Genomic DNA, 13,617 nt, shown 5'->3' with positions numbered 1-13,617 from the left:
ATAAGTTTGCAATTCTTGCAAACTTTTTATATATAAGAGATTATTTTAGTTGTGTAAATAATTTGATTTATTTCTTAAAAATAGGATTAGTATTTTTATATATCAGTCAGCTTTAACATTTTTAAACATCAGAACTCTTATTTTTTTAGATATTATTTTGTTTCAATTACAAATGAAAATGTCTCAAAAGCCTAGATTTATTAAACTTTAAATCTACAATTTTTATATTGTTTCTTTCATAATTTAGAAAAGTAAATATAATTTGTATACCTAAGGTGATTAGATGGAACACTAGGTTTTTTAGTTTTATATTGAGTTTTTTGAAATTAATTAACCTGACCAACTTGTTTCATTTTTAGTTTGACTTCCACTAATCTATAGAACTTATCAATATAATTTGCATATAGTTCATTATCAAAATTTTCCGTTATTAGTAATTTTGTTTTACTAGCAAAAGTTGTTATATCTTAGCCAACATATGTTAAATATATTTTGCTTTATATTTAATTACTCGCCTTTATGAATTTGTCTTTCTTCTTTTCTAGCTAGAACAAAATTAATATCTCTATTTTTATTTTAGATTTTCATTTTATTTTTGTTATCTATCAATTTAATTAGGCAATTTTTGATTAAAATTTGGTATAAAGACATTAATTAAGTAATAACTGGGCTCACCATAGTTTTGATATTGAATTGTCTTAGTTCTTGGGGAAGTTATTTTTGAATAGAACCTCAAACCCGTTCAATTTTGCCTTTGGTTTGCACGTAGCTGGTATTTGTTAGTTTAATTCCAAGTTGTTGACATGAAAAGGATACTGTATATTAGAGTCTGTTTCTGTAGTTTCTTTTTCTTTTGCCTTATAATAAAATACAGTTCTTTTATTTGTAAGCATTTATTCAGAAGTGCCATAATTTAAAAACATTTGTTTTGTAGCTATATAATATTCAAATAATGTTTCTTGATAATCAAAACAACGTGAGAATACTTTTCCTGTTGAGTTGAAATCATGTGACAATCATTTTTCATTGGTTACTCAATTATGGTTACATGCGTCTGTTTGAACTCTTTTTTCAAAATATTCCTTTCTATTTTGTATTTGTCTATATTCTTCTAAGATAATAATCATATCTTTAAAAATTTATTTTTTCTTATTTGACAATTTATTCTCTAAAGATTTTTGCCTTAATTGTCCAGTTTATTCTTTTCTAGTTGATTTGTGCATATAACGGAATAAACCTCCTTTTTAAATAATAAATTTCTTAAGTAAGTGTTCCTTGCTTTTAGATATTTATATTATTTTAACAATTCTGTGAAGTGAACTAGATTATAGTCATGATATTTTTCATTTCTTAACTTTAATATTTTTTGTTCAATTTTATAGGGTGTAGATATATTTAATAATCTACCTCAGTTTTTATCTATAAATGCAGATATACCTTCCTTTAATAATCTTTTAATATTTCTATTAATTGATCTTCTTGAGCAGTTATGAATTTGCTCTTCTCTCATTTTGTTTTTTTTCAGAGATAACTTTCTTAATTGTAATTGGAGGATATCAATATTTATACAAATATTAAGACATTATCATGTGTTATTTACGCATAAAATTTATTTTTCATTATATAACTGTCAATAACAAATGAAAATGTCTCAAAATCGTAGATTTATTAAACTGTAAATCTACGATTTTTATATTGTTCCTTTCATGTTTTAGAAAAGTAAATATAATTTGTATATCTAAAGTGATTAGATGGAACATTAGGTTTTTTAATTTTAGACTCAGTTTTTTGAACTTCATTAACCTGACCAACTGGTGTATTTTTAGTTTTGACTTCCACTAATCTATAGAACTTATCTGTATAATTTGCATAGAGCTCATTATCATATGTTTCAGTTATTAGTAATTTTGTTTTACTTGCAAAAGTTGTTATATCGTATCCATCATATGTTAAATATGTTTTTGTTTTATATTTAATTATTCCACCTTTATGAACTTGTCTTTCTTCTCTTCTAGCTAAAACAAAATTAATATCCGTATTTTTATTTCAAATTTTCATTTTATTTTTGTTATTATCAATTTGAGTAGAGAACTTGTGATTAAAATTAGGTATGAAAACATTAATTAAGTAATAACTGGGCTCACCATAGTTTTGATATTGAATTGTCTTAGTTCTTGGGGAAGTGTTTTTGAAAAGAACCTCAAAGACGTTCAATCTTGCCTTTGGTTTGCGCGCAACTAGTACTTGTTAGTTTAATTCCAAGTTGTTGACACGTAAAGGCATACTGGATATTAGAGTCTGTTTCAGTAGACTCTTTTTCTTTTGTCTTATAATAAAATACTGTTCTTTTATCTGTAAGTATTTCCTCAGGAGTTCCATAATTTAGAAACATTTGTTTTGTAGCTGTATAATATCCAAATAATGTTTCTTGATAATCAAAATAACCTGCTAATACTTTTCCTGTTGAGTCATCAATGAAAGCATGCAGCGATCATTTTTCATTGATTACTCAATTATGGCTACATGCGTCTGTTTGAATTCTTTCTCCAAAATATTCCCTTCTATTTTGCATGGGTCTAGATTCTTCTAAACTAATAATCTTATCTTTAAAAAACTCTTGTTCCTTATTTGATAATTTATTTTCAAAAGACTTTTGTCTTAATTGTCTAATTAATTCTTTTCTAGTTGATCTGTGCATATAAGGGGAGTAAATCTCATTTTTAAATAATAAATCTCTTAAGTAAGTGTAACTAACTTTTAAATCTTCATATTCTTCTAAGGATTCTTTGAAATGAACTAGATTATAGTCATGATATTTTTCATTTCTCAAATTTAATATTTTTTGTTCAATTTCATAGGGTGTAGATCTATTTGATAATTTACCTCAGTTTTTATGTATAAATGCAGATATACCTTCATTTGATAATCATTTAATATTTCTATTAATTGTTCTTCGTGTACAGTTAAGAATTTGCTCTGCTCTCATTTTTGTTATTTCCCCAGAAATAACTTTTTTAATTGTTTTATATTTTAAATTCTCCATATAACTTAATTTCCTTTTTAATTTCATAATTTGTTACCTCTAATACTTAATTGTAATTGGAGGATATCAATATTTATATAAATATTGGGACATTTCTATTTGTTATACATTGAGACATTATCATATGTTATTTACACAATAAAATTTATTTTTCATTATATAATTTCTTTTTAACATTTTTCATATATAGTTATTTTAAAGGAGATATAAAATATGAAAAAATTATTAAGTCTATTAGGAAGTATTGGTTTGCTTTCAACATCAATAACAACAGTTGTTTCTTGCGGAGATACAACTCCACCACCAGTTGTACCAAATGAAATATTAGCTTTGATTGAGGAATTTAAAAATGATTTAGAAAAAATTATAGATGAATATTGAATATCTATAAATAATAAATTTTTTGATGTTTCATCAAATACTAGTACAACATATAGTTTTATAAAAGAGAGTAAAATAAAAGAGTTGGTTGACAATAATCAACAAGGAGCATTAATTGGGGATAAATTAAGCGATATAGACAAAAGATTATTGACAGCTGACATTGAAAAGATTGTTCAAGACTCTAATTTTAAAGCATTTTTGTTAAAAAATATTGATTCAAAAAAATACTCTATTATTTTAGAGGGAGTAGACATTTATAATGGTTTTGAAATTGATTGAAATACTTTAGAAATAAATTACACTAATAATTCATTAGAAAGTTCACAGAGAGAAGGAGAATTTTTATCATATGTGAAAGTTAATTTGTTATTCAACTTTCAATATTTAGATTCAGAAAATCAACTAACTAGTTATAAAAGCTCAAAAAACTTTGTATTTACATTAACTTCAAATGAAACTTTAATTACTTCAATTCAAGAATTAGAAAATAATATTAAAAGTGATTATTTTTTAGAAAATCAACAATATAGTTGATTAGATGCAAAAAGTTTTGGTTATTCACAAGATCAATATGAAAAAATATTTTTACCAAAAACTAAGGATTTTAAAAATATATATGAGTCAGATTCATTCCAAGATAATATAGTTGATTTTATTAAAAAAAATTACTTTAAAAATATTCCTTCTGTGCCTTTATCATTTGAAGGAAGTATAATTTTTGATAAATTTATTAAAAAAGATTTTACATATGCAAATTCAACTACAACTTATGATTGAAAAGAAAAAAATAATGGGGAGCAAATATATAATAGTATATTTAGTGAATTTAAGACAAATGATCAAACTTTAATATATGGTTCTACTATTGCCGATGTTAATACATATTTGTATAATTATTTAAGCTCTAATTATATTGAATTTCAAAAAAAATACTTAGAAAAGTTTGATAATTTTATTAGTGAACTTCAAAAGGATTCACCTTCAACAAAATTAGAAATTGATTCTAAAGTTAAAGATAACTCTATAAGTTTTGGAGAGGTAAAACTTATGGGATTGTCAATTAAAATTAGTGAAAGTTATATTCACCCAATTAATGACCTATCTATTTTTTCATCAATTGCAGTTTCAAATGATGAAACTAAAGAACAAAGGGAAGTAGCACCAGTTTCTCTAATGTTTGGAGCGATGTATTATAATATGATTGCAGGAATAAAAGAATATCAAAATATTTTTGATATTAAACCAAGAGGAAATGAAGATTTTCCTATAGCAAGTTTTTCTGGAAGTGGAACATCAGTTTCAGGAGATTCGGATAACATTTGAAATGGAATAAAAGTTAGTGGTAATCAATATGCAAAAGATCTTAATGAAAGTTTAAGTTTAATTAATAAAAATTTAATAAAACACAGAGATATTTTATTAGAGAATTCAAATCAAAATATTTTTAGTTGAAGAATAAATAGAGAGATTATAGGTGTTCAACATAGAGTTGATGGAACAGGAATTATTAATGTTAGTTATTATGGTTCTTTTCCAGAAAATCAATTGGAATGAGTATTTAAGCAAAATTTTATTAATGTGGAGTTTCCAATTAGTGGAATATGAAAACAAAATAAAGGTAAAGTGTTCATTAAAAGAGTTGATAGTAATTAGAGAGATTTAATAATATGCAAGAAAAACAAATTTTATATAATAAAGTTCCTTTCAGAATTTTATTATTATTTAATATTAAGAATATTTTTAATGAACTAGTTTTTTTAATATTAAATTTCATGTTATTAACAAGTTCTATTATATTTGGTCTTATAACTTTGTTTATGAAAGAAAATGAAAAGATAGTTATAGCATTTAATTTCTATATATTATTTTATATATCTTGTTTCTTATTTATCTTAATTTTAAGGATGGTACAGTTTTTTTACTACAATAAAATAGAAGATAAGACGACCTTTATATCGTTGTCAAATCAAGTATCTAGAACTAACTTTTTCATTAGTCAATGAACAATAATTTATTTGACAATTTTATTAAATACGTTTATGACATTCATTTTAATTAATGTCATAAATATTTTATTTAATGGCTTTATTGTCAATCCAGTTTTATTAAGAATTACATTAGTATTTTTAATTTACAAATTAATATCAGGATTTTTAATATTAAATTTTATTATATTTCTAATATTCTTATTCTCACTGCAAACTACAACTATTATTTGTACTTTAATACTATCAATAACATTTATTGCAAATTTGCCAACAAGTTTTCAAAAAACAAATGAGAAGACTATGACAGTAAAACTAAATAATAATCAACTAGTAACTATTCCTGATTTATATGAAGCTTTTGATTTTCAAAATTATGTAAATCAAAATAAAATTAAGTATAATTATTTATCAAAATATGTAAATGATTTTTTTATTGAGAATAAATATGATTTTAATGAGTTTAATACAAATGAAAACATAATTAAACAAAGAGTTGAAGAATTATGAGCTGATTTAGGAATAATAAAACCAGAACCTTTAGTAATTGAAAGAGATAATTTATTTATAAATAATCTACCAAGCAATGACTCTAATATTCCAGCTGATTGAACAATTGATGATGAACTAAGTGTTAAGTTAACTTTAACTAATATTTTTATTTCTATTGAAGAATTAAAAGTATTAGTGGATTCAGAACAAAATGAAAAAAGGAAATTAATATTAGAAGATTTATATAATTTTTCATTATATATAAACAATGTAATAAAAGATCTACAAAAAGAAAAAGTTGACTTATTTGAAACATTTATATTCATGGAAGAATCAATTGAAGAAAATAGTTTAACTAATACAACAAAAAATAGTTCAATTATTTTTAACAAGGATTATTTATTATCAATGTATAAATATCAATTAGTAGGTACTTATAAAGAAGCATTTACTTTAAAAAATGATGAGAACACTTATTCATTAATTAGAAATGATTTAAACTTTGATTTAATGCTTTGTACTAGAATACTTGAACAATACTTTATCAAGTATACAGATAGGTACATAGAAGCAACAACTTATTCTGTAAATACAAATGCAGGAGATTGAAATAAATATTATTCAACAAGAAAAAAATTAAACCTTTTTTCATATATTAATATTTTTAATGGAATGTGATCAAATTATACTTTACATTCGGGATTCTCATATGATGACTTTTGATTTCTACCTTACTCTGATTCAAAAATAACTTTTGATAATCAAAAGAGCTCATTTTTAGGATATGTTGAATATACATTTAAACTTAATGATAAAAATATTATTGAAAAAGATTCTTATAATAATTACTCTAATCCTTTATATTTTATAGGTGTGTTAAGTCTATTTTCAATTTTTAATATTATATTTGTAGTAGTTAAGTTTAAAAAAATAGATATTAGATAATATAAGGAGAAAAGATGGATACTAATCAAAACTTTATTGAAATAAACAATTATATTAAAAAATTTAAAAAGAACTCTATAGGGGAAATATCTTTTGGCATTAATAAGGGAGAAGTTACAGCTTTACTTGGTACTAGTGGTTCAGGAAAAAGTGTTTTAATTAACTCTATAATTGGCTGTAATAAAAAATATAGTGGAGTTATAAAAATAAATGGTTCTAATATTAGTATTAAAAAAGGTTATCAAGAAAATAAAAGAATAGGTTTTTATACCCAAATTGATTTTTCTTTACAAAATATTTCATTAAATAATTATTTAAAAAATATCTGTTTAATTATGGGTTTAAAAAAAGAGTATATTAAGTCTCAAATAGAATACTGAGTTAATTTTTTTGGACTAGAAGATTCAATTGAAAAAAAGGTAAAAGATTTCTCATGAGGTATGAAAAATAGAGTAAATTTAATATTAACATTTTTAAAAGATCCTGAAATAATAATTCTTGATGAACCAGGAGCCAACTTGGATTCATATTGAAGAAATAAGATTAAAAATCTTTTAATAAAATTCAAACAAGAAGGTAAAACAATTATAATTACTGCTCATAATATTGACGAAATTAATGAGATAATTGATAATTATTTAGTTATTGATAGTGGAAAATTAATTTTCTCAGGATCAAAAGAAGAACTTAACGTTTACAATAAATACAAATTATTTCTACAAGATAGGTTTGATAATTCTGATTTTAGAGAATTTTTAAAAACTAAAGAAATTAAATCATTTAAATTTAATGAATCTGAAAACTCTATTATTTTTGCAACTAATCAGTTAAAAGAAATCAATTGAATATTTGTTTATTTTATAAGTAAATCGATATTAATACTTAATCTTGTTAAATTACCAATAAATATGGAATCAGTGCATAAGGCAATCGAAGACAAGGAAAATAAAACTGAAGAAATTAAGAAATAAAATTAAATTGAAAGACATTTTTTATTCTATTAAAAATATTTCAATAAATAAGAATAGACAACCCTAAAAAGAGCAAAAGTCTCAATATAAAGGTTGTCTTTTTTATGTCAAAAGCAATATTTTTATCCTTATAGCAATTGATATTTTTGAATAAATCATTAAGTATTATTACTAGCATTTTTATTTTAGCTAAGTTTATTTAATAAAAATAAAGCTAAATTCAATTAAATATTAGAAGCACATTTTATTAGTTTCATATATAATTTTAAGTGGTGATAACATGAAACAATATTTAGATTTAGTAAATGAAGTTTTAAAAACTGGTGAAAAGAGATTAGATCGAACAAATACTGGAACTATTTCAAAATTTGGAATCCAATCAAGATATGATTTGCGAGAGGGTTTTCCACTAGTTACAACTAAGAAGGTATTTTTTAAAGCAATAGTACATGAAATTCTTTGATTTATTAGTGGAGACACTAACATTAAATATTTAGTTGATAATAAAGTAAATATTTGAAATGAATGACCCTATGAAATTTATAAAAAATCTAAAGATTTTAAGAATGAAACTTTAGAAGAGTTTGTTGAAAAAATTAAGGAAAGTAAAAGATTTGCAGATAAATATGGAGAATTGGGCCCTGTTTATGGAAAACAATGAAGAGACTTTAATGGAGTAGATCAATTTAAAAATTTAATTACTGATATTAAACAAAATCCTTTTTCAAGAAGACATATAATCTCTGCTTGAAATCCAGCAGAAGTTAATCAAATGGCTTTGCCTCCATGTCACTCATTATTTCAATTCTATGTATCAAAAGATGGTTTTTTAGATTTACAACTTTATCAAAGAAGTGGTGATATATTTTTGGGAATTCCTTTTAACATTGCTAGTTATTCTTTATTATTAGAACTTGTTGCAAAAGAGTGTAATTTACAAGCTCGTTATTTTATTCACACAATTGGTGATGCACATATCTATTCTAATCATATTGAACAATTACATTTGCAATTAACAAGAGAACCAAAAAAATTGCCAGTACTAAAAGTTAACTCAAGCAATAAATCAATTTTTGATATTAAATTTGATGATATTAGTTTAGAAGATTATGAAAGTCATCCAGCAATAAAAGGAGTTGTGGCAGTTTAATGATTTCTTTAATATGAGCTCAAAGCAAAAATAAGGTTATTGGAAAAGATGATAAACTACCTTGAAATATTAAAGAAGAAATGCAACATTTTATTAATTACACAAAGGGCAAAACAATCTTAATGGGTAGAAATACTTGGGAGTCGCTTTCAAAAAAACCATTACCAAATAGAAAAAATATTTTAATTACTTCAAGAGAATTAGAAAAGGGTTATAATAATTTAGAAGTATCTAATAATTTAGAAGAAATTTTAAAAAAATATAAAACATGTGAGGAAGAACTTGTCATTATTGGAGGTTCTCAAATTTACAAAAGTGCATTAGAATACGCAGATAAATTAGTAGTTAGCATTATAAAAGAAGAGTATCAGGGCAATGTTTTTGCACCTCAATGAGATGAAAGTTTTTTTAAACTAATCGATAAGAAAGAATTTAGTGAATTTACAACTTATTATTATGAAAGGTAACATTTATGCAAGAATTAGATGAAAAAAAAGAAGTTAAATCAAAAAAAGAGGTTAAATCAAAAAAAGAAGTTGAATCAAATACTGAAATTGAATCAAAAAATGAAGTTGAACTAAATACTGACATTGAAGCAAAAAATGAAATTGCAACTCAAGAAGATAAAGATAAAAAGGAAATGGCTTATGTAAGTAAGTGGAGACTATTTACAAATGCATGAAGTATTTGAAGAGTAACAGCAAAAGCTAAAAAAATAACAAGAAAAATAAAACAAGATCCTAACTTATATTCTGAAGAGTGAAGATATAACTGAGTTAAAAAGAAAATTAGAAAAGTTTTAAAAATTGCTAATGTACAAATTGATGTAATTGGGATTGAAAACTGATTAGATCGAGGAATAGTTTTGGCTCCAAATCATCAATCAAATTTGGACTCAATTTTAATGTTAGCAATTAATAATTTTTCATTACAACAACCTGTTGCTTTTATAGCAAAACAAGAATTATGAAAAACTAAAATATTTAAGCATTTTATGAACTTAACAGATAATGTTCCTTTAGATCGCAATAACCCAAGAAGTGCATTGAGTGCTATGAAAGAGGCAAAAGAATTAATTTCTGATTATAAAAGATCAGTTGTAATTTTCCCAGAAGGGACTCGTAGTGCAAAACAAGAACTAGAAGAGTTTATGCCAGCAAGTATGAAGTTAGCGCAAATGGCATATGTACCAATTGTGCCAGTCTCAATAATTGACTCTTATAAATTATTTCAAAAAAGAAAACATGGTAGATTTGTTATTAAAGTGGTTTTTGGAAAACCAATGATGCCAGAAAAATTTATTTCACTTAAAACTGAAATGTTAACAAAAAATGTTCAAAAAGAAGTAGAAAAAAATATCAATTTATATAAAGATTGAGATCCTAAAAAATTAGGTCTTCAACCAAAAAAAATAGATAAAAAAAATAGAACTAATTTTTATTAATTTATATAAGTAGGAGAGATAAGAATGAATTTTGCAGAAATCATCAATAAAAAGAAAAATAAAATAGAATTAACTTCTCAAGAAATTTTTTGAGTGGTTAATTCTTTTGTTAATAACTCATTAAAAGATTATCAAATGGCAGCATTTAATATGGCAATTTGGTTCAATGGAATGAGCTCATCTGAAATTGCCAATTTTACACAAGCAATGATTAATTCAGGAATAACTTATAATTTAGATAATGTAGTGGGCTTAAAAGCCGATAAGCATTCAACTGGAGGAGTTGGTGATAAAACAAGTCTTATTTTTTCTCCACTAGTGGCTAAGTTTGGAGTCAAGGTTGCAAAATTATCAGGGCGAGGTTTGGGACAAACTGGAGGAACAATTGATAAACTTGAAAGCTGTCCAGGGTGAACTGGAGAAATTAGTGAAGAAAAGTTTAAAGAAATTTTAAATACAGTGGGAATGTCAATTATGAGTCAATCAAGTGATATTGTTCCAGCAGATAAGAAATTATATGCTTTAAGAGATGTTACTGGTACAGTAGATTCAATTCCTTTAATAGCTTCAAGTATTATGTCAAAAAAACTTGTAATCCCTGCTGATAGCATTATTTTGGATGTAAAAATGGGTAGTGGAGCTTTTATGAAAGATTTAGCTAGTGCTATTGCCTTATCTAAAACAATGATAACAATTGGAAAAGAACACAAGAGAAATGTTAGTGTTATGATTACAAATATGGATCAACCTTTAGGAAGAGCTATTGGTAATGCAATTGAAGTGAAAGAAGCTTGAGATACATTAAATGGCAAAGGACCTCAAGATTTAGTTGAATTATGTGTAACTGCAGCTGGTTTAACTTTAGTTCAAAATAAGGTTTTTAAAGACCTAAAAACAGCTAAAACTGAGTTAACTAAGGTTCTAAACGATAAGAGTGCTGCTTACTTGCTTAGAGACTTTATAGAGGCTCAAAATGGCGATTTTAGTGTTATATTAGACTATGAAAAAAATTTCTCAACAAAACACGTAATTGAAATTAAGGCAAAAAAAGAGGGTTATATTGCTTTTTCTTCAGCAGATGAACTTGGTTATCTTTCAATGCATTTAGGAGCAGGTAGAGCTACTAAAGAAGAAGATATTGATTTTGCTGCAGGAATTTATTTAAATAAAACTACAAATGAGGTTGTTAAATCGGGAGAAGTTGTAATGACACTTTATACAAATAGAGATGATATAAAAGCTTTTAAACAAAAAGCAGAAGATTTAATTTTAATAAAAGATAAGGCTCAAAATGAAAAGTTGATTTTAAAATTATTAACTAACGAAAATATCTAATATTTTAAAATTTCCATTTAATAACCATTGAAATTTAGGAAAATTTAAAATATAATAAATAAGTCTGGAATAGTTTTAAAAATCACTAGCCCATAATGTTTATTTAGCCCTATCAAATGAACATAATTATTTAGATTTATAATATTAGCTATTCTAGAAGTTTTAAATAAGTGCTCCGCCCAGAGTGCTTTTTTTTTATTTCTTTTTAAAAAAATATTGACTTTATATTCTATTTTTTTGTATAATTGAAAAGGTTCTTACTTTTACAAAAAAGAATAATTGCTGACTTAGCTCAGTTGGTAGAGCAATTGACTAGTAATCAATAGGTCGAAGGTTCAACTCCTTTAGTCAGCACCACAATTTTATATTTTATATCTATGGGGAGTTAGCGAAGTGGCTAAACGCGGGTGGCTGTAAACCATCTCCTTACGGTTCGGCGGTTCGAATCCGTCACTCCCCACCAGTAATTGGGCTATAGCCAAGCGGTAAGGCAAGGGACTTTGACTCCCTCATGCGCCGGTTCGAATCCTGCTAGCCCAGCCATTTATTTTTATTATTAACGTCTCGTTAGCTCAGTCGGTAGAGCAACTGGCTTTTAACCAGTGGGTCATAAGTTCAAGTCTTATACGGGACACCATTTATTTTTATTATTAATCCCCGGGTGGCGGAATTGGTAGACGCACTGGACTTAAAATCCAGCGACTTTAAGCGGTCGTGCCGGTTCAAGTCCGGCCCCGGGGACCATTATTACGGACTTGATTAAAAAAGCACTTTATAAGTGCTTTTTTTATTTCTTTAATTTAACTTTAATTTAAACCTTTATAATATAAATATATAAAAACAAAAGGGAACAAAGTAATGAAAAAATTTTTAGGTTTATTTGCAATTACAGGTCTAATTGCTTCTACAAGTACTATGGCAATATCATGTGAAGAAAAAAATCCAAACATAGTAAAAATATATGATTACAATGGAAAACTTGTTGATAAAGTCGATAAGACTACTATTAAGTGATGATATATTTTTGGAATACAATCTAGCAATTCAAGTTATCTTGTAATACGTTTTAAAAACGCAGAAGAGGATTCTTTTAAGGAATATGGAGAATTAGCTGGACAAGTGGACTGATGAAATACATATTTATTTAAATTAATTTGAGATATAGATATAGAGCTTTAAAATTAATAATAAATTTTGCCATAATAAAAATCTTCTTAATTAAGAAGATTTTTATTTATTTTTTAAACTATTAACTGAATAACTATTTATTAAATCATCTTGTTCAAATAAGTAGTTAAATTTATATGTATTTGCTACTTCTTCTCCTGGATTTGTTGGGTCAGTTCCTGGATCAGTTGGACCTGGTCCTTCTGGATCAGGTGTTTCTCCTCCACCAGTTGATTGTCCTTTATCAACTTTATCAATAAATACTGTTTCTTGATCGCTGTTATTCATTGCAGTAATTAATGGTTCAAATAATTCATCAATTATTTTTTCTGTTCATCCTTGCTCTGATGAACCAAAACCAACTTCTCAAGAAACTAATTTACCATTTCTAATAATAATAAACATTGGTACACCGTTATTATTATTAAAATAAGTTTTTACTTTCTTTTTAGATTCATTGTATGCAATTTTATCGTTTATTCCAGTATTTCCAAAAACCTTAGTTTTATAAATTTCAGTTACTTCTTCAATCATTCAATCTAAGATATTTTTACTTCATTTTTCATTGAATTTATTTTGAACTTCTTCTGTTTTAAATTCTCTGAAATCAACTTTATTATTTAATTTTTCACCATAAGCTGTCATTGAATCTGGATAATTTGCTCCTTGATTAACAACTTTTTGTTCATAACTTGTATTTA

11 protein-coding genes, 5 tRNA genes and 1 pseudogene are annotated in these 13,617 nt (G+C 25.1%); 13 read left to right on the top strand and 4 right to left on the bottom strand.

The features are described from left to right. Window positions 1–893: 893 nt before the first annotated feature. From AAHM99_RS02330 to AAHM99_RS05640, 3 genes and pseudogenes are all read right to left on the bottom strand, one after another. A complete protein-coding gene (locus tag AAHM99_RS02330; protein ID WP_342275162.1) occupies window positions 894–1,127 on the bottom strand; it encodes a hypothetical protein in 234 nt (77 codons plus the stop codon). Between the two features lie 167 nt (window positions 1,128–1,294). Further along, window positions 1,295–1,510, bottom strand: a complete 216-nt coding sequence (locus tag AAHM99_RS02325) for a hypothetical protein (protein WP_342275161.1) — start codon at window positions 1,508–1,510, stop codon at window positions 1,295–1,297. A gap of 158 nt (window positions 1,511–1,668) precedes the next feature. Further along, a pseudogene (locus tag AAHM99_RS05640) lies at window positions 1,669–3,070 on the bottom strand (ISNCY family transposase). A gap of 186 nt (window positions 3,071–3,256) precedes the next feature. On the opposite strand from AAHM99_RS05640, the gene AAHM99_RS02310 reads away from it, so the two are divergent. The 13 genes from AAHM99_RS02310 to AAHM99_RS02250 all read left to right on the top strand — a co-directional run bounded on the left by AAHM99_RS02310 (window position 3,257) and on the right by AAHM99_RS02250 (window position 12,928). Continuing rightward, a complete protein-coding gene (locus AAHM99_RS02310) occupies window positions 3,257–5,080 on the top strand; it encodes a lipoprotein (protein WP_342275158.1) in 1,824 nt (607 codons plus the stop codon). A gap of 305 nt (window positions 5,081–5,385) precedes the next feature. After that, window positions 5,386–6,849 (top strand): hypothetical protein, encoded by a 1,464-nt coding sequence (locus AAHM99_RS02305; RefSeq protein WP_342275157.1) that lies wholly within the window; start codon window positions 5,386–5,388, stop codon window positions 6,847–6,849. A 14-nt stretch (window positions 6,850–6,863) separates the two neighbouring features. Continuing rightward, window positions 6,864–7,820: an ABC transporter ATP-binding protein gene (locus AAHM99_RS02300; RefSeq protein WP_342275156.1), complete on the top strand. Its 957-nt coding sequence runs from the start codon at window positions 6,864–6,866 to the stop codon at window positions 7,818–7,820. A 280-nt stretch (window positions 7,821–8,100) separates the two neighbouring features. Next, entirely contained in the window at window positions 8,101–8,970 is an 870-nt protein-coding gene (locus AAHM99_RS02295) for a thymidylate synthase (protein WP_342275155.1), read from the top strand. Next, window positions 8,970–9,437 (top strand): dihydrofolate reductase, encoded by a 468-nt coding sequence (locus AAHM99_RS02290; protein WP_342275154.1) that lies wholly within the window; start codon window positions 8,970–8,972, stop codon window positions 9,435–9,437. The genes AAHM99_RS02295 and AAHM99_RS02290 overlap by 1 nt, the downstream gene beginning before the upstream one ends. A 5-nt stretch (window positions 9,438–9,442) precedes the next feature. Then, on the top strand, window positions 9,443–10,414 hold the full coding sequence (locus AAHM99_RS02285) for a lysophospholipid acyltransferase family protein (RefSeq protein ID WP_342275153.1): 972 nt from the start codon (window positions 9,443–9,445) through the stop codon (window positions 10,412–10,414). Between the two features lie 24 nt (window positions 10,415–10,438). Next, entirely contained in the window at window positions 10,439–11,749 is a 1,311-nt protein-coding gene (locus AAHM99_RS02280; RefSeq protein WP_342275152.1) for a thymidine phosphorylase, read from the top strand. A 281-nt stretch (window positions 11,750–12,030) separates the two neighbouring features. Then, window positions 12,031–12,106: transfer RNA gene (locus AAHM99_RS02275), tRNA-Thr, on the top strand. Between the two features lie 22 nt (window positions 12,107–12,128). Next, window positions 12,129–12,212: transfer RNA gene (locus AAHM99_RS02270), tRNA-Tyr, on the top strand. A gap of 5 nt (window positions 12,213–12,217) precedes the next feature. Then, window positions 12,218–12,292, top strand: a tRNA-Gln gene (locus AAHM99_RS02265). Window positions 12,293–12,310: 18 nt separating this feature from the next. Beyond that, a tRNA-Lys gene (locus tag AAHM99_RS02260) sits at window positions 12,311–12,386 on the top strand. Between the two features lie 18 nt (window positions 12,387–12,404). Continuing rightward, window positions 12,405–12,493: transfer RNA gene (locus tag AAHM99_RS02255), tRNA-Leu, on the top strand. Between the two features lie 114 nt (window positions 12,494–12,607). Further along, window positions 12,608–12,928 carry a hypothetical protein gene (locus AAHM99_RS02250; protein WP_342275151.1) on the top strand — a complete coding sequence of 107 codons (321 nt, stop codon included), beginning with the start codon at window positions 12,608–12,610 and terminating at the stop codon, window positions 12,926–12,928. A gap of 51 nt (window positions 12,929–12,979) precedes the next feature. On the opposite strand, the gene AAHM99_RS02245 is transcribed toward AAHM99_RS02250, so the two are convergent. Beyond that, window positions 12,980–13,617: hypothetical protein (locus tag AAHM99_RS02245; protein ID WP_342275150.1), on the bottom strand; the 638-nt coding region annotated here is incomplete at its 5' end.

The sequence above is a fragment of the Spiroplasma endosymbiont of Cantharis lateralis genome (genome assembly GCF_964030855.1).
Lineage (GTDB): Bacteria > Bacillota_I > Bacilli_A > Mycoplasmatales > Mycoplasmataceae > Spiroplasma_A.
The sequence above is the reverse complement of the archived record's forward strand: the minus strand, read 5'-3'. Positions and strand labels throughout refer to the sequence as shown.